The 23794-nt window shown below is 64.1% G+C and carries 25 protein-coding genes; 22 read left to right on the top strand and 3 right to left on the bottom strand.

The window, feature by feature from the left end; genetic code table 11:
• The first annotated feature begins 1 nt into the window (after nucleotide 1).
• The 7 genes from thrB to AC1MDG_RS13200 all read left to right on the top strand — a co-directional run bounded on the left by thrB (nucleotide 2) and on the right by AC1MDG_RS13200 (nucleotide 7167).
• A complete protein-coding gene (gene thrB / locus AC1MDG_RS13230; RefSeq protein WP_479804347.1) occupies nucleotides 2-988 on the top strand; it encodes a homoserine kinase in 987 nt (328 codons plus the stop codon).
• A gap of 54 nt (nucleotides 989-1042) precedes the next feature.
• Nucleotides 1043-1267 carry a hypothetical protein gene (locus tag AC1MDG_RS13225; protein ID WP_144406420.1) on the top strand — a complete coding sequence of 75 codons (225 nt, stop codon included), beginning with the start codon at nucleotides 1043-1045 and terminating at the stop codon, nucleotides 1265-1267.
• 69 nt (nucleotides 1268-1336) lie between these two features.
• On the top strand, nucleotides 1337-3499 hold the full coding sequence (rho, locus tag AC1MDG_RS13220; RefSeq protein ID WP_479804345.1) for a transcription termination factor Rho: 2163 nt from the start codon (nucleotides 1337-1339) through the stop codon (nucleotides 3497-3499).
• A 106-nt stretch (nucleotides 3500-3605) separates the two neighbouring features.
• Nucleotides 3606-4679 (top strand): peptide chain release factor 1, encoded by a 1074-nt coding sequence (prfA, locus tag AC1MDG_RS13215; RefSeq protein WP_479804343.1) that lies wholly within the window; start codon nucleotides 3606-3608, stop codon nucleotides 4677-4679.
• A gap of 17 nt (nucleotides 4680-4696) precedes the next feature.
• Nucleotides 4697-5587 (top strand): peptide chain release factor N(5)-glutamine methyltransferase, encoded by an 891-nt coding sequence (gene prmC, locus AC1MDG_RS13210; RefSeq protein ID WP_479804341.1) that lies wholly within the window; start codon nucleotides 4697-4699, stop codon nucleotides 5585-5587.
• A gap of 72 nt (nucleotides 5588-5659) precedes the next feature.
• Nucleotides 5660-6412 (top strand): L-threonylcarbamoyladenylate synthase, encoded by a 753-nt coding sequence (locus tag AC1MDG_RS13205; RefSeq protein WP_479804339.1) that lies wholly within the window; start codon nucleotides 5660-5662, stop codon nucleotides 6410-6412.
• Nucleotides 6409-7167 (top strand): WecB/TagA/CpsF family glycosyltransferase, encoded by a 759-nt coding sequence (locus AC1MDG_RS13200; RefSeq protein ID WP_479804337.1) that lies wholly within the window; start codon nucleotides 6409-6411, stop codon nucleotides 7165-7167. Before AC1MDG_RS13205 ends, AC1MDG_RS13200 begins: the two co-directional genes overlap by 4 nt.
• 14 nt (nucleotides 7168-7181) lie before the next feature.
• On the opposite strand, the gene AC1MDG_RS13195 is transcribed toward AC1MDG_RS13200, so the two are convergent.
• Entirely contained in the window at nucleotides 7182-8078 is an 897-nt protein-coding gene (locus AC1MDG_RS13195) for a glycosyltransferase (RefSeq protein ID WP_043482564.1), read from the bottom strand.
• Nucleotides 8079-8374: 296 nt separating this feature from the next.
• On the opposite strand from AC1MDG_RS13195, the gene AC1MDG_RS13190 reads away from it, so the two are divergent.
• The 14 genes from AC1MDG_RS13190 to AC1MDG_RS13125 all read left to right on the top strand — a co-directional run bounded on the left by AC1MDG_RS13190 (nucleotide 8375) and on the right by AC1MDG_RS13125 (nucleotide 21970).
• Complete coding sequence (locus AC1MDG_RS13190) at nucleotides 8375-9535, top strand: MraY family glycosyltransferase (protein ID WP_043482563.1); 1161 nt, start codon at nucleotides 8375-8377, stop codon at nucleotides 9533-9535.
• A gap of 107 nt (nucleotides 9536-9642) precedes the next feature.
• A complete protein-coding gene (locus AC1MDG_RS13185) occupies nucleotides 9643-10134 on the top strand; it encodes a Cg1360 family ATP-synthase-associated protein (protein WP_479804335.1) in 492 nt (163 codons plus the stop codon).
• Nucleotides 10135-10150: 16 nt separating this feature from the next.
• Nucleotides 10151-10450, top strand: a complete 300-nt coding sequence (locus AC1MDG_RS13180; protein WP_043482561.1) for a hypothetical protein — start codon at nucleotides 10151-10153, stop codon at nucleotides 10448-10450.
• 91 nt (nucleotides 10451-10541) lie between these two features.
• Entirely contained in the window at nucleotides 10542-11342 is an 801-nt protein-coding gene (gene atpB, locus AC1MDG_RS13175) for a F0F1 ATP synthase subunit A (protein WP_043482560.1), read from the top strand.
• Between the two features lie 80 nt (nucleotides 11343-11422).
• On the top strand, nucleotides 11423-11641 hold the full coding sequence (gene atpE / locus AC1MDG_RS13170) for an ATP synthase F0 subunit C (protein WP_011692451.1): 219 nt from the start codon (nucleotides 11423-11425) through the stop codon (nucleotides 11639-11641).
• Between the two features lie 52 nt (nucleotides 11642-11693).
• The gene (locus tag AC1MDG_RS13165) at nucleotides 11694-12242 is read left to right on the top strand and encodes a F0F1 ATP synthase subunit B (protein ID WP_011692450.1); all 549 of its coding nucleotides are present in this window, start codon (nucleotides 11694-11696) and stop codon (nucleotides 12240-12242) included.
• The gene (locus AC1MDG_RS13160) at nucleotides 12242-13069 is read left to right on the top strand and encodes a F0F1 ATP synthase subunit delta (RefSeq protein ID WP_479804332.1); all 828 of its coding nucleotides are present in this window, start codon (nucleotides 12242-12244) and stop codon (nucleotides 13067-13069) included. Before AC1MDG_RS13165 ends, AC1MDG_RS13160 begins: the two co-directional genes overlap by 1 nt.
• An 82-nt stretch (nucleotides 13070-13151) precedes the next feature.
• Nucleotides 13152-14789: a F0F1 ATP synthase subunit alpha gene (gene atpA / locus AC1MDG_RS13155; RefSeq protein ID WP_043482677.1), complete on the top strand. Its 1638-nt coding sequence runs from the start codon at nucleotides 13152-13154 to the stop codon at nucleotides 14787-14789.
• Nucleotides 14790-14865: 76 nt separating this feature from the next.
• Entirely contained in the window at nucleotides 14866-15759 is an 894-nt protein-coding gene (locus AC1MDG_RS13150; RefSeq protein WP_479804330.1) for a F0F1 ATP synthase subunit gamma, read from the top strand.
• A gap of 82 nt (nucleotides 15760-15841) precedes the next feature.
• Nucleotides 15842-17296: a F0F1 ATP synthase subunit beta gene (atpD, locus tag AC1MDG_RS13145; RefSeq protein ID WP_011692446.1), complete on the top strand. Its 1455-nt coding sequence runs from the start codon at nucleotides 15842-15844 to the stop codon at nucleotides 17294-17296.
• 1 nt (nucleotide 17297) lies between these two features.
• Nucleotides 17298-17582 (top strand): F0F1 ATP synthase subunit epsilon, encoded by a 285-nt coding sequence (locus AC1MDG_RS13140; protein ID WP_011692445.1) that lies wholly within the window; start codon nucleotides 17298-17300, stop codon nucleotides 17580-17582.
• A 10-nt stretch (nucleotides 17583-17592) separates the two neighbouring features.
• Nucleotides 17593-18024: a DUF2550 domain-containing protein gene (locus AC1MDG_RS13135; protein ID WP_390245746.1), complete on the top strand. Its 432-nt coding sequence runs from the start codon at nucleotides 17593-17595 to the stop codon at nucleotides 18022-18024.
• A 5-nt stretch (nucleotides 18025-18029) separates the two neighbouring features.
• Nucleotides 18030-19376 (top strand): alpha/beta hydrolase, encoded by a 1347-nt coding sequence (locus AC1MDG_RS13130; protein ID WP_479804328.1) that lies wholly within the window; start codon nucleotides 18030-18032, stop codon nucleotides 19374-19376.
• Nucleotides 19373-21970: a phosphatidylglycerol lysyltransferase domain-containing protein gene (locus tag AC1MDG_RS13125; protein WP_479804326.1), complete on the top strand. Its 2598-nt coding sequence runs from the start codon at nucleotides 19373-19375 to the stop codon at nucleotides 21968-21970. Before AC1MDG_RS13130 ends, AC1MDG_RS13125 begins: the two co-directional genes overlap by 4 nt.
• 177 nt (nucleotides 21971-22147) lie before the next feature.
• Here the strand turns inward: AC1MDG_RS13125 and AC1MDG_RS13120 are convergent, their stop codons facing one another.
• A complete protein-coding gene (locus AC1MDG_RS13120) occupies nucleotides 22148-22351 on the bottom strand; it encodes a cold-shock protein (RefSeq protein WP_011692441.1) in 204 nt (67 codons plus the stop codon).
• Between the two features lie 309 nt (nucleotides 22352-22660).
• The gene (gene nucS / locus AC1MDG_RS13115) at nucleotides 22661-23356 is read right to left on the bottom strand and encodes an endonuclease NucS (protein WP_043482554.1); all 696 of its coding nucleotides are present in this window, start codon (nucleotides 23354-23356) and stop codon (nucleotides 22661-22663) included.
• A gap of 92 nt (nucleotides 23357-23448) precedes the next feature.
• Between nucS and AC1MDG_RS13110 the strand changes: the two genes are divergently transcribed.
• The gene (locus AC1MDG_RS13110) at nucleotides 23449-23793 is read left to right on the top strand and encodes a hypothetical protein (RefSeq protein ID WP_043482553.1); all 345 of its coding nucleotides are present in this window, start codon (nucleotides 23449-23451) and stop codon (nucleotides 23791-23793) included.
• Nucleotide 23794 lies beyond the last annotated feature (1 nt).

Here is a 23794-nt window from a genome sequence, read left to right as displayed (position 1 = left end):
CTTGGAAACCACCCTTACCGTCCCGGCCGAGTCTGCGGCAGGCGCGCCGGCAGTCCAGGCCGGGCAGCTGGTGACCGTCCGCGTGCCAGCCACCAGCGCCAACCTCGGACCCGGCTACGACAGCCTGGGCCTGGCCCTTTCGCTGCACGACACCTTGACCGTGGAAACCCTTGGCAGCGGGGAGCTGGAGTTCGAACTCCGCGGCGAAGGTGCGGAAACGCTCCCGCGCGATGCGAGCCACCTGGTGGTCAGGGCCATCACCGAGGCGCTGCACCGGCTCGGTTTCCGGCACGAGGGCCTGAGGATCACTGCCGACAACGTCAACCCGCACGGCCGCGGCCTGGGTTCCTCGGCTTCGGCCGTGGTGGCAGCCGTGACGGCGGCGAATGCCCTGGTTCCGGAGCCCTCGCGCCGCGGAAAGGACTGGATCCTGCAGCTCACCAGTGAAATGGAAGGCCATCCTGACAACGTCGCACCGGCCATTTTCGGCGGGCTGGCGCTGTCATGGCAGGACAGTGACCAGTACAGCAGCACCTGCGCCACCGTCGCGGATTCCGTGATTCCCGTCGTAGCAGTTCCTGACTACGAGCTGTCCACCGAAGCAGCGCGCGCGCTCCTGCCGGCGTCGGTGGGCCATCATGCGGCTGCGATGAACTCCGGCCGGGCGGCCCTGCTCATCCATGCACTCACCAGCAAACCGGAATTCCTGCTGGCCGGCACGGAAGACTACCTCCACCAGAGCTACCGCGCGGAGGCCATGCGCCCCAGCGCGGACCTGATCCGCGCACTGCGCTACGCAGGACGCGCTGCCGTCGTTTCCGGCGCCGGGCCGACCGTGCTGGTGCTCGCCAACGGCGAAACGGAGGCAGCGGCCGTGGTGGACTTCATCGAGGCCTATACCCGGGCCAACACGCCGGACGTGGGATGGCGCGTGATGAAGCTGGCGGTGGACGTCGAAGGTGCTAAAGTGGGAGTGCACCGGCGGTAATCCCGCAGGCAGTTAGTTACAAGTACCAGAACACGCAGTCAAAAGAACCCGATGTTGGCCACGGCGCCTGTCTGGTCGTTTGCTGCTCTGATCTTCAACTGCGCAATAGTCTCCGGTGCCGCCTGCTTGGTCTGTCGCAGGAATCTGCAGAATCTCTCTGCACCCCTGAACCGTCAGTCCGCCATTCCGGTCTCTGTTGGAGTGTTCGAGGCGTATCAGTATCCGGCCCTGCTGGCCGAAATTCCATCCGGCAAGGCCGAAATCCGGCTGCAGATCTGAACTGCAGCCCAGATCAAATCATCGCGTCCAGCTCCCAGTCTGGACGCCGTCGAGGGGGAAGGATCCTTCGTGACCGAAACCACTGAGCTGTCTCCAGCTGTGGACACATCTTCTGCTACCGAGTTGTCGGCAGCACCCGCCAAGAGCAGCGGCCTTGCCGGCCTTAAGCTCGCCCAGCTGCAGGCTCTCGCCAGCCAGCTGGGTATCTCCGGCGGATCCCGCATGCGCAAGGGCGATCTGGTGACCGCCATTTCCGCCCATCGTGCGGGAACTCCAGCCACCAAGGCTCCGGCCAAGGGCGCCGAGAAGTCCGGCGAAAACATCTCGGCACGGGCAACCGCTCCGGCAGCAGCTGCACCTGCAGCGGCCGCCCCTGCAGCTGAAGCCGCCGAGGCACCCGCCCAGGAAGGCACCCGGGCCCGGCGCGGACGCAGCCGCCGCGCAGGCAGCGACGGCGTCATCACCCCTCCCGCCACCGAGGCTCCGGCCCCGGAAACCGCACCCGGCGAGGCCCCCGCGGCTCCGTCCGCTCCCGAGGCCGGCCACGCCGCCGTGGCCGAAGCCGCACCGGAAGCTGCCGAGCGCCGCCAGCCCCGCACCCGCAACCGCCGCCGCGGTGAAGCGGCAGCCCAGGCCCCGGCTGCCGAAGGCGAAGCGCAGGCCGAAGCGCCTGCCGAGCAGCGCGGTGCCGAGCAGCGCACCGAACAGCGCGCCGGCGAACAGCGCGAACAGCGCGGCGCGGACCAGGGCGGCGAAACAGCCGACGCCGGTCAGCGCAACGAACGCCAGGCAACCCGCACCCGTGGCGGCCGCGACGGCGGAGACACCTCCGGTGCCCGCGAAACGCGCCGCGACGACACCCGTGACAACACCCGCGACAACGACGATTCGGACGGCGGAAGCCGCCGCAACCGCCGCAACCGTCGTGACCGCAACGATCGCAATGACCGCTCCGGCGGCCAGGACACCCGCGACAACTCGCGCAACGACCGCTTCCGCGACCGGAACGACCGCCGCCGGGGACGCGCCCAGGGGCCGGACGTCGACGACGTCGAGGTCACCGAGGACGACGTCCTGCTGCCCGTGGCCGGAATCCTGGACGTGCTGGAGAACTACGCGTTCATCCGCACCTCCGGCTACCTGCCGGGCCCGAACGACGTCTACGTGTCCCTCGCCCAGGTCAAGAAGTACAACCTGCGCAAGGGCGACGCCGTGGTGGGAGCCATCCGTGCACCTCGTGAAGGCGAAGACCGCAGCCAGCAGTCCGCCCGCCAGAAGTTCAACGCCCTGGTCCGCGTCACCTCGGTCAACGGCAAGACCCCCGAGGAACTCAAGGACCGCGTCGAATTCGCGAAGCTGGTTCCGCTGTACCCCTCCGAGCGCCTGCGCCTCGAGACGGACCCCAAGAAGATCGGCCCCCGCGTCATCGACCTGGTCGCCCCGATCGGCAAGGGCCAGCGCGGTCTGATCGTCTCCCCGCCGAAGGCCGGCAAGACGCTCATCCTGCAGTCCATCGCCAACGCGATCACCACCAACAATCCTGAGGTCCACCTCATGATGGTGCTCGTTGACGAACGCCCCGAAGAAGTCACGGACATGCAGCGCACCGTGAAGGGCGAGGTCATTGCCTCCACCTTCGACCGCCCCGCCGACGACCACACCACCGTGGCCGAACTCTCCATCGAACGCGCCAAGCGCCTCGTGGAAATGGGCATGGACGTTGTGGTGCTCCTCGACTCCATGACCCGCCTTGGCCGCGCCTACAACCTGGCAGCTCCGGCCTCCGGCCGCATCCTGTCCGGTGGCGTCGACTCCGCAGCGCTGTACCCGCCGAAGCGCTTCTTCGGTGCAGCCCGCAACATCGAAAACGGCGGCTCGCTGACCATCCTGGCCACCGCGCTTGTCGAGACCGGCTCCAAGATGGACGAAGTCATCTTCGAAGAGTTCAAGGGAACCGGCAACATGGAACTGCGTCTGTCCCGCCAGCTCGCGGACAAGCGCATCTTCCCGGCAGTGGACGTCAACGCGTCCGGTACCCGCCGCGAAGAGAACCTGCTTTCCCCCGAGGAAGTCAAGATCATGTGGAAGCTGCGCCGCGTCCTCTCCGGACTCGAAACGCAGCAGAGCCTTGAGCTGCTGACCAACAAGATCCGGGAGACCCAGAGCAACGTCGAGTTCCTCATGCAGGTCCAGAAGACGACGCTTGGTGCGAAGTCGGATAACGACAAGTAGCTACGTACACCGCTCAAAGTGTGCCGACCTGTGGTCGGCACACTTTGGGCGGTTCGTCGTTAAGTCCCGGGAAACTAGACTTGTAAGAGTCGAAAGAGGTTTTGAAATGTTTGAGTCCGTACAGGGCCTGTTGGATGAGCATGATGCTATCCAGGCGCAGCTGGGGGATCCTGCTGTTTATGCAGACCAGAAGCTTGCCCGGAAACTGGGGCGGCGTTCTGCGCAGTTGAACGGCATCGTGGAGGCCTACCACCGTTGGGAAGGCATTCGCGACGACCTGGCGGCTGCCAAGGAAATGGCGGACGAGGACCCTGAGTTTGCCGCGGAGGTGCCGGAGCTGGAGGCTGCGCTGGAGATTGCTTCGGCCAAGCTGCGGCGCCTGCTGATCCCTCGGGATCCGGACGATGCCCGCAACGTGATCCTCGAGGTCAAGGGCGGCGAGGGCGGCGACGAAGCTGCACTGTTCGCTGCGGACCTGCTGCGGATGTACTCCCGCTATGCGGAGTCCCGCGGCTGGAAGACCGAACTCATCTCCGCCACCGAATCGGACCTTGGCGGCTACAAGGATGTCCAGATGGCCGTCAAGGGCAACTCCAACGATCCGGCCGAAGGCGTCTACGCCAGGCTCAAGTTCGAGGGCGGCGTGCACCGCGTGCAGCGCGTCCCCGTGACGGAATCCCAGGGGCGCATCCACACCTCGGCCGCCGGCGTGCTGGTTCTTCCCGAAGTGGACGAGCCCGAGGAACTGGAGATCAACCAGAACGACCTCAAGATCGACGTCTACCGGTCTTCGGGCCCGGGCGGACAGTCCGTCAACACCACCGACTCCGCGGTCCGCATCACCCACCTTCCCACCGGAATCGTGGTGGCCATGCAGAACGAGAAGTCCCAGCTGCAGAACCGTGAAGCCGGCATGCGCGTGCTCCGTGCCCGCATCCTCGCTCACCAGCAGGAACAGATCGACGCGGAAAACTCGGCCCAGCGCAAATCGCAGATCCGCACCATGGACCGCTCAGAGCGCATCCGCACCTACAACTACCCGGAGAACCGGATCGCGGACCACCGCACCGGCTACAAGGCCTACAACCTGGACCAGGTCATGAACGGCGACCTGGAGCCGGTCATCCAGTCGGCCATCGAGATGGACGAACAGGCCCGCCTGGACGCCATCGGCGAATAGCCCCGGCAGGTCGCTTGATGACACGAGGAACAGGACTGAGCCTGGCCGAGGCCGTCCGCGAGGCAACCTCCCTCCTGGCCGACGCCGGAGTACCCAGCCCGCGCGTAGACGCGGAACTCCTGGCGGACCACCTCCTGGGCGTCGGCCTCGGCAGGCTCCGCGCCATGCTCCTGGGCGATTCCCCTGCGCCCGAGGGCTACGCCGAACTGGTGGCCGAACGCGCGCGGCGGGTGCCTCTGCAGCACATCACCGGCGTGGCCCACTTCCGCTACCTGCAGCTTGCCGTGGGCCCGGGGGTCTTCATTCCCCGGCCGGAAACCGAGTCCGTGGTCCAGCTGGTCATCGATTGGCTCAAGGACAGGGACCGGGACGGGCCCGGCGGCAAACGCCTGAAAGTGGTGGATCTGGGCACCGGCTCGGGTGCCATCGCCGGCTCCATCGCCCTCGAAGTCCCCGGCGCGGACGTCTACGCCGTCGAGTTCAGCGAGTTTGCGCACGCTTGGGCCGAACGGAACCTGCGGCCGCTCGGCGTCACGCTCCTCAGGGGGGACCTGCGTGACGCACTGCCTGAACACGACGGAACGTTCGACGTCGTCGTCTCCAACCCGCCGTACATTCCCGCGGAAGCAATCCCCAATGAACCCGAAGTGGCGCTGCACGATCCCCCCGAAGCCCTGTATGGCGGGGGAGCGGACGGCATGGAGCTCCCGACGGCGGCGGCAGCGTCTGCAGCCCGACTGCTGGTTCCCGGCGGCTACTTCGTGATGGAACACGCCGAAGTCCAGGCAACGTGGATTGCTGCCATGCTGAAGAATTCCGGCCTATGGTCCGACGTGGCAACGCACCGGGACCTCAACGGCAGGGAACGCGCCACCAGTGCCGTCCTGGCCGCCCCGTCGGACCGATAGTCGGCAGAGTCCAGTAAACGGCACGGATCGGTGGATGCGGATCAGTGCATGAAGTGATGAAAGAATAGGCCAGTGACCACAACCTACGACTGCACGGCAGCTGACCAGCGGGCTGAAGGGCTGGAGAAAGCCCAACGGGCCATCCGCCAACACAAATGCGTGGTGTTCCCTACAGACACGGTTTATGGCATCGGTGCTGACGCTTTCTCGCCCCAGGCTGTCACCATGCTGCTCGCGTCCAAGGGCCGCAGCCGGAAGATGCCGCCGCCCGTCCTGATTCCGCGGCTCAATGCCCTGGACGGGCTGGCAACGGACGTTCCGGCAGAGGCCCGCAAGCTTGCCGAAGCATTCTGGCCGGGCGGACTCACCATGATTTTCCATGCGCAGCCGTCGCTGGACTGGGACCTGGGCGAGACCAAGGGCACTGTTGCGTTGCGCATGCCGGCCGACGACGTCGCGCAGGACCTGCTGACGCTGACCGGGCCCCTGGCGGTTTCCTCAGCGAACCGCACCGGCCAGCCGGCAGCCCGCACTGCCGCCGACGCCATGACCCAGCTCGCCGAATCCGTGGAGGTCTACCTCGAAGGGGGACTGCGCCCGGAAGGCGAGGAGAACGCGGATGCCCTTCCGTCCACCATCGTTGACGCCACCGCCCTGCCCCTCAGGGTGGTCCGCCAAGGCGCCATTACCCTGGAAAGGCTTCGACAGGTCGTTCCGGAACTCCTGGACATTGACGGTAATGCGTCCGACGTCCCGGCGGCTGGTTCCCCGGCGGCCGAGAGGCCAGCCGAAGCCGGCGCCGTGACGGAGCCCGGCGCCGAATGATCCTCACCCGGCAGCACATTCCTGTCCTCGGCGTTGATGCAACGCCACTGACCGTCTCCGGGATGACGGCCATGCTCAACCGCTTTGTGGCCGACGGCGGCACCCGGACGGTGGTGGGCCACAACCTGCACAGCGTGACGCTCTTCCATTCGGATCCGGAATTCCGTGCCCTGTACGAAGACAGTGACGTGGTGCTGCTCGACGGCGCACCCGTCCTGTGGCTCTGGGGAAGATCGGGGGAAGCCGACGGTCCCGTGATGGACTACCGGCTGGGCTCCACTGACTGGATCCCAGCCCTCGGCAATGTCGACGGGCTTGAACGAATTGCCGTGATCGGCGCCGGAGCAGAGGCGAATGCCAGGGCCGTGGCACGCCTGGCCGGGATCGTGCCCAACGCCAAGGTGTCCGGCATGCCCGGCGAAGGCTGGAACAGTGCCCTGGAGAGCGAAGCTGTGGCCTGGCTGCAGGAGCTGCGTCCGCAGCTGGTACTCCTCGGGCTGGGCATGCCGCTGCAGGAAATGGTCCTCCGCCGGAGCCTTCCCGCCCTTCCCCCCGCCGTGTACTGCGCTGTGGGCGGTGCGATCGAACAGATTGCCGGAATCCAGAAGCTGGCTCCGCGCTGGCTGGGCCGCCTGGGACTGGAATGGGCCTGGCGGCTCATGCTCCATCCGCGCAGGGTTGCCTATCGCGTTTTCGGCGAGCCCTGGGTGCTCCTTGCGCTTCTGGTCCGCCGGCGCCTCAGGTCAAACCGCTAGGGCCCGCCGCCCGGCTAGAACTTCTGGTCCTTCAGGGGAGCGAAGCCCTTGCCCCGGAGCCCGGTGGAAAATGCCCGGAACCAATCAGCAAGGCCGCGGAAGTCGCCGCGGCGCAGGAAGTAGCCGAGGTAGCCTCCCACGTCCGCCACGAGCGACTTCACCCGGAAATGGCGGCGGATCAGGTATCCGCGGTTCCTGTAGTAGTAATAGCGCTTGAAAGCGGTCTCGGGAACAATGACGTGCCACCGGGCACCGAATACGTGTTGTGTCTCGGCAAAAGCGTGGGGGTGCGTAATGGCCGTGGTGGTCACCGTGCCAAAGCGGATGCCCGCCTTCCGGAGCCTGATGGTGAAGTCCACCTCGTCTCCGCGGATGAAGAGCCGCATGTCGGGCAATCCCACCTTGAAGAAGACGTCCGACCGGATCAGCGCGCCGTTGAAGAAGTGGCCGTCGTCGGGCAGGAAACCGAGCTTCTCCACTTCCGCGCGGTCGTGGGTTACTTTCCCGTCGAGGCGGAAGAAAAAGGACAGCCGGTCCGGGTGGCCCGGCGCGGCAACGAGCGGAACCACGGCATCCAGGCCGCGTGCCTCGGCCTCGCGGAGCAGCGTGGCGAGGCACTCCGGGTCGCCGGGCTCGGCGTCGTCGTCCATCATCCAGATCCAGTCAGCGCCGCTGGCCACCGCCTTGAGAATAGCCAGGGAGAAGCCGCCGGCGCCGCCAAGGTTCGCTTCCGACCGGACGTAGTCCACGTTGGAGTGCTGGTCCGCCACGTCTTTGGCAGGCACGGTGCCGCTGTCCACCAGGCAAATGGAACGGACCGGAGCGGTCTGCCTATTGATGGCATCAAGCAGAACAGCGAGCTCACGGGGACGGTCGAACGTCACGGCGGCAACTGCAACCGACAGGGACATTGCTGGTTCCTTTCAACACGGCGGCCGGTGGTTTTCCCGCCGGCAGTGGGCCGTGTGACGCGAAGCCAGCAAGCCGTTGGCATTAGTATCTTGACTAGAGTCCACTGTAATACAGCCCTGTCAGGCACTACGCACTGCCTGCCGCGCGCACGGCGACGGAGAAGTTTCATTTATCGAAAGTCAGTTTCACAGCAATCGCACCCTAACCATCCCTGCCACCCGGCACTGACCGGGCCGCGGGGATACACGCTGCCCGGGGTTGGTTCCGCTGCCGGTGCGGGGAAGGTGGTTTCCCCATGATCATGTACCTGCTCATGATGCTGACCGCGGCTGGCGTCTCGTTCGCCGCAACCTGGGGCGCCCGGCTGCTGGGCAACAGGCTCGAACTCTTCTCGCCGATCCGCAGCCGCGACACCCACTCGCACAAGGTCTCCAGGCTGGGAGGCCTGGGGATATATGCCGGATTCCTGGTGGCGCTGGTCGTGGCGAGCCAGTCATTCTTCGTCAAGGACATCTTCCGCGGCAACGCTTCCCCATGGGGGGTCCTTGCCGGCGCCACGCTGATCGTCATCGTGGGCCTCGCCGACGACCTGCTGGACCTGCGGTGGTGGGTGAAGCTGATCGGCCAAAGCGCGGCAGCCATGGTGGTGGCGATCTGGGGCGTCCGGATGACCATCGTTCCCTTTGTGCCGGAGCCAATCCTCCTCGAGAACGAGATTGTCCGCATCGTCCTTACCGCCGGGCTGATCGTGACCACCATGAACGCCTTCAACTTCATCGACGGGCTGGACGGGCTGGCCGCAGGCGTCGCCATCATCGGCGGGGCGGCGTTTTTCCTCACCGCGTACTGGGTGCACAGGTCGGCCGTGCTGCTCGACTATTCGGATCTGGCGACGCTCCTGACCGCGGTGGTGGTGGGCAGTTGCGTGGGCTTCCTGCCGCATAACTGGTTCCCCTCAAAGATCTTCATGGGCGACTCCGGCGCCATGCTGATCGGACTCCTGCTGGCCTCCGCAGGCATTGTGTCCACCGGACAGATCACCTCGGGCCTCTACGACCGCGCCAACGGTATTCCCACGATCATCCCCATCCTGCTGCCCTTCGCAGTACTGTTCCTGCCGCTGCTGGACCTTTCCCTGGCTGTCGTTCGCCGCACAGCGGTGGGCCGGTCGCCCTGGTCAGCCGACCGCGGACACCTGCACCACAAGCTGATGGACATCGGCTACTCCCACCGGGCCTCCGTCCTCCTGATGTATGCCTGGACCTGCGTCCTGGCATTCGGCGGACTCGCCTTCGCAATCTTCCCGTGGCAGACGGTGCTGGCCGTGGACGCGGTGGCGGCCGCCATCATGGCCGTGGTGACCGCATGGCCGTACCTCCGCGACAAGGCGCCCGGCGCGGGGCCAAGGTCGGAAGCAGAAGCAGAAGCGGAAGCGGAAGCGGCGGGGCAGGAGTGACCTTTGGACACCCTTTTCCGAATAATTTCTATCTCATGTAGAATTTCAGTGCAGCTCTTCGCCGCACCCTCCCTTGCCAGCCCGCAATACACGACGATTGGGATCTCATGACCTCCAACGCCGAACCCGGACACAGATCCGGCAACGGACCCGTTGGTGTCTCCGGCCCCACAAAGTCACTGTGGCTGGGGCTTCTGAAGCTGAGCGCAGCTGCGGCCTCGGCCGGCCTGGTGCTCGCCGGCATACCGGCCGCACTACTCAACGGGACCCGGGGAGTGCTCTCCAGCACTTTCGGCGGCCTCCTGGTGATGGCCTTCTTCGGAATCAGCCTCCTGGTTGGCCATTTCGTCGGGCGGAACAATCCGTCGGGTGCCATCGGGGTTTTCGTCGTCACTTACTTCGTCAAAGTTGTGGGTTTTGCCCTGGTGCTCTTCGTTATCGGCGCACCCGACTGGCTTCATGGCCGCTGGTTCCTGATCGGCGCCGTGACGGCTGTCGTATTTTGGCAGGCAGCAGAGATCTATGGATTCAGCAAAGCGCGCCTCCGGATCTATAACGACCCCCAACCCGTGAAAGACGGCAATGATGACCAGCCGTAATTCGAAGCGGAAAAACATGCGGGAAATCCCCAAAACCACCCAAGGTTCAGCCGGCGTATCCTCCGACGGCGGGGACGGCGGATACAACGCCGGCATCGCCGTCTTCAGCTACATAATTGGCGGAATCATCGTCTGGAGTTTGATAGGGTGGGGTCTGGATTATCTGTGGGGAACCCGCTGGATTGTGCTCGCAGGCGCTCTGCTTGGAGCTGCGGGAGGGTTCTATCTTTCTCATATGCACGGCCTCACCAGTAACAGAACGTCAACTGGTGAAGACAGTGCAGCCAGCGGCCCGTCCAAGGACGAGGAACAGTAATGCCTAACAATTTCACAAGGGGAAGGGCGGACACGATGATCGCCGGACCCTCACCAACGCCCAATGATGGACACTGCAGAGAGGAAACGCGTTGATCGCGCTTGCGCTCCCGGCCCAAGATTCAGGAGAGTTCAATCCTCCTGGAATTGAAGAAATGCACCTGCCGGCAATCCTGCCGTGGGGTGCGGCAGACGGATTCTCCAAGCAGATGCTGCTGGTAATCCTGTCGGTCGTCATTATCGCTACATTCTTTCTGCTAGCTGCGCGGAAGCAGCAGCTTGTTCCCGGCAAACTGCAGTTTGCAGGTGAGGCCGCTTACGGCTTCGTCCGCAACAGCATCGCCAAGGACATCATTGGCGGCAAGGACTTCATGAAGTACGTCCCGCTGTTGTTCAGCCTCTTCTTCTTCATCCTGGTGAACAACATCTACGGCGCCATCCCGCTGATCCAGCTGCCGAGCTTCTCGCACGTCGGCGGCGCCTATGTGCTGGCGGCCATTGTCTACCTGACCTGGATCGCCATCGGCGTGAAGAAGAACGGGATCAAGTACTTCAAGCTGGCCACCGTTCCCACGGGCGTGCCGGTCTACATTCTCCCGATCGTTATTCCGATCGAGATCATCTCCAACTTCCTGGTCCGCCCCGTCACGCACAGCCTCCGTCTGTTCGCCACCATGCTGGCCGGACACCTGATCGTGATGATTGCCGGATCCGGCATCGAGTACCTCGTGATGCAGGAGAATGTCCTCCTCAAGGGCACCTCCGTCCTGGTACTCGTCGGCGCCATCGCCATGTACATGCTGGAAGCGCTGATCATGGCGCTGCAGGCTTACGTCTTCACGCTGCTGACTGCCATCTACATCGAAGGCGCCCTGCACGCGGACAGCCACTAGGCACCCACATACTTCCCCTTCGCGGGGATGAAGCAACCCAAACAACCTGCCACACGGGTGGCATCTTGAAAGGAAGAAAAATGGAAGGCTCCATCAACGGCTCCCTCAACCTCATCGGCTACGGCCTCTCCGCTATCGGCGGTGGTATCGGTGTGGGTCTCGTGTTCGCGGCTTACATCAATGGTGTGGCACGTCAGCCGGAAGCCCAGCGCGTCCTGCAGCCGATCGCATTCCTCGGCCTCGCGCTGACTGAAGCACTCGCCATCCTCGGCCTGGTCTTCGCTTTCGTTCTCTCCTAAGCGTTAGAACCTAGCGAACATCCAGAACCGAGTAGATAAGGACGGGTGAAATATGAATCAGACGATCATCTCAGCCGCCACCGAAGGCACTAATCCGCTCGTTCCCAACCCTTGGGAAATGGGCGTAGTCCTGGCCGGCTTTGCTGTCCTCTTTTACATCGTGGTCAAGTTCGTTGTCCCGATGTTCGAGAAGACGTTCGCAGAGCGTGCCGAGGCTATTGAAGGTGGCATTGCCAAGGCCGAGAAGGCCCAGGCAGAGGCTTCTGCTGCACTCGAAGAGTACAAGCAGCAGCTCACCGACGCCCGTGCAGAAGCCAACCGCATCCGCGAGGAAGCCCGTGCAGAAGGCGCCCAGATCCTGGCGGACCTGAAGGAAAAGGCAGCTGCAGAGTCTGCCCGCATCACCGCGCACGCCCACGCGCAGATCGAGTCCGAGCGCCAGGCGGCCGTTGTGTCGCTGCGCGCCGAAGTCGGCACGCTGGCCACCACCCTGGCAAGCCGCATCGTCGGCGAGTCACTGAGCGATGATGCACGTGCAGCCCGTGTGGTTGACCGTTTCCTGGCAGATCTGGAGAACCAGAACGCAGGTGCAGCTAAGTAATGGCAGGTGTATCGAGCGAATCGCTGACCGCGGCGCTGGTTGCGTTGGAAGCCAAGCTTCCCTTCGCTTCGCTGCAGTTGGCAAAGGAACTCTTCGGAATCCTGGGAACAGTGGACAGTTCGGCCGGCCTGCGCCGTGCCCTGACTGATCCGTCCCGCAGCAGCGACGAAAAGTCGGCACTGGTCAAGCAGCTCTTCGGTGGAAAAGTCTCCACCGACGCTGCGGAAATTGCGAGCGGACTGGCCGGTTCACGCTGGGCGTCGGCTCGGGATATCGGCGATGCACTCGAGACTCTTGCCGCTTCGGTGGTAATTGCCGTTGCTGAGAACAAGTCGGCCGTCTCTGCCTCAGGAATCACCGGACTGGAAACGCTGGAGAACGATCTGTTCGCCTTCAACCACGCCGTTGATTCCAGCCACGAGGTACAGCGTGCTCTGTCCGAGCCGCAGGCGAGCCCGGCTGCCAAGACTGCCCTCGCCGAGAAGCTCGTTCCCCATGCAAACGAGGAAGCGAAAGTCCTTATCGGACAGGCAGTTTCGCAGCCCCGTGGCCTCAAGGCAACCAGCCTTGTGCGTCGTTTCGCTGAACTTGCAGCCAAGCGCCAGCAGCGCTGGATCGCAACGGTCGACGTCACCCGTCCGCTGACGGAGACACAGACCAGCCGACTGCAGGCAGGGCTGAACGCCCTGTACGGGCGCGAGCTCAAGATCAACATGAACGTTGACCCGGCACTGATCGGTGGCATCCGGATCCAGGTTGGTGATGAAGTGGTTGACGCTTCGTTGCTTACCCGCCTGGGCCAGCTCCAGCGTCAGCTTGCCGGCTAACCGGACAAGCACAACTTAACTGATAGAAACCCCGGTCATCGTGACAACGATGATCACGAAAACAGGAGAGCAGGGACTGCAGATGGCCGAATTGACCATCAACGCCGACGACGTCCGTATTGCGTTGAACGAGTTCGCGGCGTCCTACGAACCCGGAAACGCAGAGCGCGTAGAGGTCGGCCGTGTGACCACCGCAGGTGACGGCATCGCCCGTGTTGAGGGCCTTCCCTCGGTCATGGCGAACGAGTTGCTTCGTTTCGAAGACGGCACGCTGGGCCTGGCCCAGAACCTCGACGTCCGCGAAATCGGCGTCATCGTCCTCGGTGACTTCACCGGAATCGAAGAAGGCCAGGAAGTTCACCGCACCGGTCAGGTTCTGTCCGTGCCGGTCGGCGACGCCTTCCTCGGCCGCGTGGTTGACCCGCTGGGCCAGCCGATCGACGACCTCGGCGAAATCAAAGCTGAAGCCACCCGTGCACTGGAACTCCAGGCGCCCGGCGTGACCCAGCGTAAGTCGGTTCACGAACCGATGCAGACCGGTCTGAAGGCTATCGACGCCATGATCCCGATCGGCCGCGGCCAGCGTCAGCTGATCATTGGCGACCGCCAGACCGGCAAGTCGGCAATCGCGATCGACACCATCATCAACCAGAAGGCCAACTGGGCTTCCGGAGATGTCACCAAGCAGGTGCGCTGCATCTACGTGGCCATCGGCCAGAAGGCGTCCACCATCGCGGCTGTTCGCCAGACGCTCGAGGACAACGGCGCACTGGAATACACCACCATCGTGGCTTCCCCCGCGTCCGACCCCGCAGGCTTCAAGTACCTGGCCCCCTACGCCGGTTCGGCTATCGGCCAGCACTGGATGTACGGCGGCAAGCACGTCCTCATCGTGTTTGATGACCTGTCCAAGCAGGCTGAGGCCTACCGTGCAGTCTCACTGCTGCTCCGCCGCCCGCCGGGACGCGAAGCCTACCCGGGTGACGTCTTCTACCTGCACTCCCGTCTGCTGGAGCGTTGTGCAAAGCTCTCCGACGAGCTGGGCGCAGGCTCGATGACCGGTCTTCCGCTCATCGAGACCAAGGCAAACGACGTCTCCGCCTACATCCCGACCAACGTGATCTCCATTACCGATGGCCAGATCTTCCTGCAGTCGGACCTCTTCAACGCCAACCAGCGTCCGGCCGTCGACGTGGGTGTCTCCGTGTCCCGCGTGGGTGGCGCAGCGCAGGTGAAGTCCATGAAGAAGGTCTCCGGTACTTTGAAGCTGGAACTGGCCCAGTACCGCGACATGCAGGCGTTCGCAATGTTCGCGTCGGACCTCGACGCCGCATCGCGCCAGCAGCTGACCCGTGGTGCTCGCCTGATGGAACTGCTCAAGCAGGGCCAGTACTCGCCGTTCCCGGTCGAGAACCAGGTTGTGTCCATCTGGGCCGGTACCAATGGCTACCTGGACGACGTTCCGGTTGAGGACATCAACCGCTTCGAGACCGAGTTCCTGGAGCACCTCAAGCACAAGTCCTCCATCCTGACGACGCTGGCACAGACCAACGTCATGGACGATGACACCGCAGAAGCACTGAAGACCTCGATCGTGGCCTTCAAGAAGGGCTTCTTCGGCGAGGGCGACAGCCTCCTGGTTGGTGCGGGGCATGAGGAATACGCCCCCATCGACGAGGCGCAGGTCGACCAGGAAAAAATCGTCAAGCAGAAGCGCTAGTTTCGCTGGCAGGGACTGCCGGGACCCCGACGGGTTCCGGCAGTCCCGGCCATCGGGATCTTAGGAAAGGATAAGTATGGGAGCCCAGATTCGGGTCTACCGCCAGAAGATCAGCTCGACGACGTCGATGCGCAAGATCTTCAAGGCGATGGAACTGATCGCTACCTCGCGCATCGGCAAGGCCCGCGCACGCGTAGCGGCTTCACTGCCTTACGCAAACGCGATCACGCGTGCCGTTTCTGCTGTCGCAAGCCAGAGTGAAATCGACCACCCGCTGGTCACCGAGCCCGAGCAGATCCGCCGCGCCGCCGTCCTGGTCATCACTTCGGACCGTGGCCTCGCAGGTTCCTACTCGGCAAGCGTGCTCAAGCAGGCGGAAGGCCTCACCGAGCTGCTCCGTGAGGAAGGTAAGGAAGTCAAGACGTACGTCGTCGGCCGTAAGGCCCAGGCATACTTCGACTTCCGCAACCGTCCCTACGCACAGGTATGGACCGGCAACACCGACGCACCGGTGTTTGCGACCGCTCAGGAAATCGGCGCAGCGCTGCTGGAGGATTTTGCCGCCGCATACGAAGAGGGAGGCGTGGACGAGATCCACGTTGTTTACACCCGCTTCAAGTCCATGGTGACGCAGGAACCGACGGTCATCCGCCTGCTTCCCCTCGAGGTCGTCGAAGAGCAGGCTGCGTCCGAATCGGACCTGCTGCCCCTCTACGAATTCGAGCCGGAAACGGAGCAGGTGCTCGACGCTCTGCTGCCGCGCTACATCGAATCACGTATCTTCGCCGCCATGTTGCAGGCAGCAGCTTCCGAGCTCGCAGCCCGTCAGCGGGCGATGAAGTCCGCCGGTGACAACGCCACGGACCTCATCAAGAAGTACACGCGTCTGCGCAACACTGCCCGTCAGGCTGAAATTACGCAGGAGCTTTCCGAAATCGTGGCCGGTGCCGACGCCTTGAACGCGTCCTAGCCAGCACGGTTCCGGATCCAGCTGTACCTGCACCAACAGATAAACTTAACCCCCACGCCATCTACTGAGTGAAGTGAGAGAGATGACTGCCACCGCTACCGAACACGTAGCCGCAACGTCCGGTGCTACCGGCCGTATTGCACGTGTTATTGGCCCGGTTGTCGACGTCGAATTCCCGGCTGACGCAATCCCCTCGATTTACAACGCACTCACCACGGAGATTACTCTCAACGGTGAGACCAAGACCATCACGTTCGAGGTTGCCCTCCACCTGGGTGACAACCTCATTCGCGCCATCTCCCTGCAGGCTACCGACGGACTCGTCCGCGGCACCAACGTTGTGGACACCGGCTCGCCCATCACGGTGCCTGTCGGCGACGGCGTCAAGGGCCACATCTTCAACGTCCTCGGCAAGCCGCTGGACGTTGACGAGTCCGAGATCCAGGCGTCGGACCACTGGGCCATCCACCGCAAGGCTCCCGCCTTCGCGACCCTCGAAGGCTCCACCGAGATGCTGGAAACCGGCATCAAGGTGATCGACCTCCTCACCCCGTACATCAAGGGTGGAAAGATCGGCCTGTTCGGTGGCGCCGGTGTCGGCAAGACCGTGCTGATCCAGGAAATGATCACCCGTGTTGCCCGCAACTTCGGCGGCACCTCGGTGTTCGCCGGCGTCGGTGAGCGTACCCGTGAAGGTAACGACCTCTGGGTTGAAATGGAAGAGGCAGGCGTCCTCAAGGACACCGCCCTTGTGTTCGGCCAGATGGATGAGCCGCCGGGAACGCGTCTGCGCGTGGCGCTGTCCGCACTGACCATGGCGGAGTACTTCCGCGATGTGCAGAACCAGGACGTGCTGCTCTTCATCGACAACATCTTCCGCTTCACGCAGGCAGGTTCCGAGGTTTCCACCCTTCTCGGCCGCATGCCGTCCGCCGTGGGTTACCAGCCGAACCTTGCTGACGAGATGGGTCTCCTCCAGGAGCGCATCACGTCCACCAAGGGCCACTCCATCACCTCGATGCAGGCCATCTACGTTCCCGCGGATGACTACACCGACCCGGCACCGGCCACCACCTTCGCACACCTCGACGCGACCACGGAACTTTCCCGTGAAATCGCTTCCCGTGGTCTGTACCCGGCTGTGGATCCGCTGACGTCCACCTCCCGAATCCTGGACCCCCAGTACATCGGCAAGGACCACTACAACACGGCTGTCCGTGTGAAGCAGATCCTGCAGAAGAACAAGGAACTCCAGGACATCATCGCCATCCTCGGTGTTGACGAACTGTCGGAAGAGGACAAGATCGTCGTGTCGCGTGCACGCCGCATCCAGCAGTTCCTCTCCCAGAACACCTACACAGCCAAGCAGTTCACCGGCGTCGAAGGCTCCACGGTCTCCATCAAGGACACCGTTGAAGGCTTCACCGCCATCTGCGACGGCGAGCTCGACCACGTTGCAGAGCAGGCGTTCTTCAACGTCGGCGGCCTGGATGACGTTGAGCGCCAGTGGGCCAAGATCCAGGAACAGACCAAGTAATATGGCTGAGCTTGAGGTTGAGATTGTCGCAGCGGATCACTTCGTGTGGTCCGGAGCGGCCAAGATGGTCAAGGCCCGCACCAGCGATGGTGAAATCGGTATCCTGCCCGGCCACTCGCCCCTGCTGGCGATTCTGGCCGAAGGTGAGCTGGCCATTGAGCCGGTTTCCGGTGAACGCATTGCTGTAGTTGTCGACGGCGGATTCTTCTCCGTCGACAACAACAGGGTGGTCATTGTCGCTGACAACGCCCAAATGGGTGAAGCAGCTACTGCGGGGATCCGCTAGCACGACCTTGATGAACGATCCTGGTTTTCCGTTCATCGCATTGGCAACCGTCTTTGCGTTGCTGATTTTTGCACTGTGCCTGTCCGGGGTACGCCGCTTTAACCTGCGGCGTGCCCTGGGCACAGTGGACGCCTCCATTTGCACGGCTGGAAAAAGCTGGCAGATGGGGGTTTGTCGTTATCAGGACAACGACCTTGAGTGGTTCAAGCTGCTCTCGCTCAGTGTCCGGCCCAAGTACACTTTCCGCCGCAGCTCGCTGGAGCTCGTGGGGCGCCGCCAGCCCACGGAGGCGGAGCTCGTCAAGGTCCAGCCGGACTCGGTCATCGTGGAACTTCACTACGAAGGCCAGGACGTCCTGCTGGCAATGAAGTTCGACGCCTACACCGGACTGTCTTCGTGGCTGGAAGCCGGGCCGGTCATCGGTGTGGGCACCTGGCGTTAACGCCGGTGGACTTTGTCGCTGACGTCCATCTGACCGATGGACCCGTACTCTGGGTCGCCTGGGCCGCCGGTGCCGCCGGATTCGCCTGGCTGCTGTGGGCCCGCGGACGCCGCTGGCTCCTCAGCGCCTGCGCTGCCCTCCTGCTGGCCGCCGGCGTGGTCGCCGCGGTGCACTGGCTGCTGATCTACGTATTTTCGACCCTGCCCGAGAGTCTCCCGCGCGAAGTGCTCGCGTGGTTTGTGGCGATGGTCTTCGCCCTTTTCCTGGGGGTACTCCGTCTGTGGGGTCTCCGACGCACTTCTCCGCCTGCGGGCCCCGCTCCGCCGTCGGACCGGCCTGCGTGGCGGGGGAGGGGCGCCGCCGTGGCCGCCATCCTGGGGGTCGTGCTGCTAGGCGCCGTCCAGATCAACGCCTACTTCGGCCTCAACCACACGGTCAGCGACGTCATGGGCACCGCCGTGGCAAGGATCCAGCTGCTGGAAACCGATTTGGAACGCCACCCCGCGGCTGCCGCCCCGACCGCCCTGGCCGCGTGGCGGGCGCCGGAGGGAATGCCCGCAGACGGCGTCGTACGAAAAGCGGAAATCCCGGGCACTGCTTCGGGCTTCAGCAGCAGGGAAGCCTACATCTACCTGCCGCCCGCCTACCAGGCCACACCGCGACCGGCGCTTCCCGTCCTTGTCCTCTTTTCCGGCCAGCCCGGCGGGCCGTCCGACTGGCTCACAGGCGGGGCCTTGCGCAGCCGGATGGACCGCTTCGCAGCGGACCACAACGGCGTGGCGCCGGTGGTGGTAGTGGTGGATCCCAACGGTACCGCGTCGGCCAACACACTCTGCATGGACAGCCGCATTGCGAAGGCTGACACATTTCTTGCCCGGGATGTGCCCCGCTGGATCGAGCAGACCCTCGACGTCGACCGGGACCACCGGCAGTGGGCTGCAGGCGGATTCTCCTTTGGGGCCACCTGTGCGCTGCAGATGGGAACCCGGCATCCCGATACCTACGCCGCGGTCCTTGCTTTCTCGAGTGAACGGGAACCGGCGCTGGCTAAGGAGCGGCAGAAAACCATCGACGCAGCGTTCGGCGGCGATGTGGCAGCCTTTGAGGCGCAGACACCCCTGAACATCATGCAAAAAACCCGGTTTGAGGGTCACTCGGTATTTTTCGCCGCGGGCTCAAAGGACCCGGAATTCCTTGCCTATATGGATGAGCTTTCCGCAGCGGCCCGGCGGGCAGGCTTCGCCGTTCAGGCCCAGCCGGTGGCCAACACCGGCCATTCCTGGGAGGCCGCGTCCAAGGGCCTTCCAGCCGCCCTGGATTTCATGGCATCACGGTGGGGGATCGTGCCATGAACAAACGACGGGACGATCTTCAAGTGATCGACAGGAGGGGCTCCGTGCCCGACGGAGGCGTCAGGTGGGCTGGCGTTGCGCTTCGGCTATGGCGCCGCACGCAGGAACATTTCAAGGCCGTGCCGTTTACCTTGGTTGTCCTTGGCCTGTTCCTTGGCACGGGTGCGGCAACCAGCAGCTTCCTCTCCGGGCCTCCGGAAACACTCCTAGACGTTGCCTCGGTGCACGCGGCCGCCCTGAAGGACGGGCGCTGGTGGTCGATGTTTACCTCGCTCTTCTTCGCCACGAACCCGGCGGCGTACCTCACGGCCTCAGTAATGATCCTGCTGTTCCTGGGCCTGGCCGAGCGCAGGCTGGGCTCGCTGCGCACAGCGGCGTTTTTCTTCGGCGGACAGTTCGCGGCCGTCTCGCTGTTCCTGCTGTTCACCCAGCTCGCCCGCTTCGCCGGGGACGGATGGATGGGCCTCATGGTGGACGCCCGGCTCATTGGCCCCTACGCCGCCGTGCTGGCTGCGGTGCTGGGGGCCAGCGGCCTCGCGCCCACCCTGTGGCAACGGCGCCTTCGCACGGGCATTGTGTCAGCGTCGCTGCTCCTTGTCCTCTATGTGGGGCATCCGGAGACGGTCGTCGGGTTCCTGGGTGCCCTGGCTGGGCTCGCTGCCGGGTGGTGGATCCAGAGCGACCACGGAACCCTCCACCGGCACCGCTCCACCGGCCGCGAGACGCGTAACCTGCTGGCCCTGATCGTGGGAATTTTCGCCGTCGGCCCCATCCTGACCGCCGCGGTCCGCAGCCCCACGGGGCCGCTGGCGCTGCTGCGTGACGTAGTCCTTAACCCGTTGCCCACCCTGAGCCAGCTGGAGCAGAACTGCGGCGGCACCGTGGACGTGAGCTGCCTGGAAATCGGCCGGACGGGGTTTGCCGGGCCGCTGGGCCTTGCGCTTGCCGTGGTGCCCGTCCTGCTCCTGCTGATCTGTGCGGACGGCCTGCGGCGCGGCCGCAGGCTCGCCTGGCGGATCACCATCGGAGTCCAGCTGGCCGTCACGGCGTTGTCTGCCGTGTACCTCACGCTGTTTGCCCGGATACCCCACTACCCGTCACGGCCCCACACGGCTGTCATGGGCTCAGGATTCGTCCACGTGCTCCCGCTCGTGGCCGTTCCGCTGCTCCTTATGGTGCTGCTGTGGGCCAACCGGCGCCAGTTCCGCGTGGAAACATCGGCAAGGGGACGGCGCAACCTGACCCGCGTGCTGGCAGGAACCTGGCTTGCCCTCGCCGGAACCTACACCATCGCGTGGCTGGGAGCCGGCGGGATGGAGCGGGACGGCGGCCTGTCGGGGCTTGCGGCCGAGCTGGCACGCCAATATCTGCCGGTTCCCATCCCCAGCCTCTACAGCCGGGTCTTCCAGGACCGGCAGTCGGTGGAGGCTTTCCTGTTTGCCTATTCCGGCATCGCGTTCTGGGCGGTCGCCCTGGCCGGTGTGTGGGTGGTGTTGCTGGGGCGGAACCACGGTGCCGGCGCGGGTGTTGAGGAGCGGGATGTGGCGCGCCGGCTGGTGCGCCGTGGCGGCGACTCGCTGTCCTGGATGGCGCTCTGGGAACCGAACAAATACTGGTTCACAGCCTCCGGGGACGCTGGTGTGGCCTATCAGCAGCATGGCAGCGTTGCCCTGACGCTGGGCGGTCCCTTCGGTGACCCGGCGCTGCGTGAGGAAGCCGCTGCCGGATTCATTCAGTACTGCGCCGAGCACGCGCTGGTTCCGTGCTTCTATTCCTGCACCGAGCAACTGTGGCCCATGCTGCAATCCCGGGGATTCAGCAGGGTGGCAGTGGCGCAGGAGACGCGATTGGCCGTCAGGGAGCTCGAATTCAAAGGCAAGGAGTGGCAAAACGTCCGCACTGCGCTGAACCGTGCGCGAAAGACCGGCGTGACGGCCGTCTGGGGACGCTACAGCGGGTTTCCTGCGGCGCTGCGCGCCCAACTCCTGGAGGTATCCGAAGAGTGGGCTGCGCAGAAATCCGTTCCGGAGATGGGATTTACGCTTGGCGGCATGGACGAACTGATGGACGACGACGTCCTGTGCTGCCTCGCCGTTGACACCGACGGCCTGGTGCATGGCGTCACCAGCTGGCTGCCGGTATTCGAGCAGGGACGCGTGGTGAGCTGGACGCTCGATTTCATGCGCCGGCGGGAAGACGGATTACCCGGAGTCATGGAGTTCCTGATTGCCTCCGCGGTGCTTGAGCTGCGAAACTCCGTTGAAGTAATTTCCCTCTCCGGCTCACCTCTGGCCAAGGAACCGGAGGAGACGGCCGACGCGCCACAGGACCAGGAGTCCGGGCCGGAGCCGGGGCGGGAGCCGGAGGCCCTCACTGCGATCCTTGATGTGGTGGGGCGGGCACTTGAGCCGGTGTATGGCTTCCGCTCGCTGGCCACCTTCAAATCACGGTTCAAGCCTGATTACCGCACGCTCTACCTCTATTACCAGGACCCCCTGCAGCTGCCTGCCATTGGCCGGGCCCTGAGCCGCGCCTACCTGCCGGGCCTTTCCGTCCGGCAAAGCGCCCGGCTGCTCAGGACGATGGTCCGTTAATTCCGTAAAGCGGCGTGAAGTTTATCGGCCCGATGATTTCAGATTCCGAAAATATTTGTGACAAGCAACAAAGCGTCAATTAGCCGACGGAAAATGCTTAAAAAATGATCCCCGGCACGAATGCCGAGGATCATTGATTCGCAAGACGCCACCGGCTGGCGGCAATCCGACGGGGGATTAGACCAGCGTTACACCGGTAGCCTGGGGGCCCTTGGCGCCCTGACCGATCTCGAACTGAACGCGCTGGTTCTCGTCGAGGGTCTTGAACCCGCCGGTCTGGATCTCCGAGTAGTGAACGAAGACATCACCATCGGAGTCGTCCGGGGTAATGAAGCCGAAGCCCTTTTCAGCGTTGAACCACTTGACGGTTCCCTGTGCCATTTATTTCTCCTCATTATGGAACTTGCTTAAGTCCGGCACACTTCGTGCCGCACTTGGTCACTCCGCGAGAAGAATCCTGGCTTGCCGCCCGGTGGAACCGGACACTAGCTGACGAAGCTTCGCGCTCGCAACATGTCTTGCGAGCATGAAAAACACCTACACAAAGACTCATATAAGAATTTCACGTGGTCTGCTTCAGGTCAACGGGCAAAAGGGGGAATTCGATAAATTTTGCGTAAAGCCCTCATGAACCCCTTCGCCATGGCACTGTGCACGGCTATTGACAGACCGCCCATTTAGGAGGGCGCGTTAGAAGAGCCGGGATTCGCTGTCGTCAACGCCGCGCATGGCGTCGTAGTCGAGGGTGACGCAGTCAATGCCTCGATCATTCGCCAGGACTTTGGCCTGCGGCTTGATCTGCTGCGCGGCGAAGATGCCGCGGACGGGGGCAAGCAGCGGGTCCCGGTTGAGCAGCTCAAGGTAGCGGGTCAGCTGCTCGACGCCGTCGATGTCGCCGCGCCTTTTAAGCTCAATCGCCACCGTGGCGCCGTCGGCGTCCCTGGCCAGGATGTCCACCGGACCGATGGCGGTGAAATACTCGCGCCGGATCAGGGAAAACCCGGTGCCGAGCCGCTCGATCTGATCCGCCAGCAGCCGCTGCAGGTCAGCCTCGACGCCGTCCTTGATGAGGCCCGGATCCTGGCCCAGTTCATGGGAGGTATCGTGCAGCTGCTCGTGGATGTTGATGATGAGCCGGTCATCGGTCTTGGCGGACTGGACAGTCCACTGCTCGGTGACGCCCAGCTCCAGGTCCACTTCGTCGGGAGTGGAGACGCGGAGGGTGGCCGGCGGGCTCATCCAGTTCAGCGGCTTGTAGGAACCGCCGTCGGAGTGGACCAGCACGGACCCGTCCGCCTTGACCAGCAGCAGCCTGGTGGCGAGGGGGAGATGGGCCTTGAGGCGGCCGACATAATCAACAGAACAACGGGCTATGACTAAACGCACCCGGTAAACACTACCGTCTGGGCCGGCGGCGGGAACAGCGCAGCGACAGTTCAGGAACAGCAGGGCGCCGCGGGCTGGGGCAGAATGGAGGCATGCCCCGTTCCAACCGCCCCCGCCGTGCCGCGTCCGGAAAGCTGGGACAGGCCAGCCGCAAGCATGCCGCGGGCCCCGTGCCGGAGCTCGACCTGGAGCGCGCCCGCTCGGGGATAGCGCGGCGTGAAAGCGCTCCCGACGGCGAGTGGATGGTCCGCACCATGACGGCCAAACGTGCCGAAAAGGCCTACATCTGCCCGGGCTGCTCAACTGCGGTCCTGCCCGGTGTGGAGCACCTGGTGGTCTGGGCCGAGGACCACCTGTTCGGCGCGGCGGCGGGCCTTGCCGAGCGCCGTCACTGGCACTCCAACTGCTGGACGTCACGCACGTACCGCTATCGCTAAG

It is taken from the genome of Arthrobacter sp. AIWTK1 (assembly GCF_056680535.1).
Note: the sequence above shows the minus strand (reverse complement) of the source record. Positions and strands in the feature narration are given on the sequence as shown.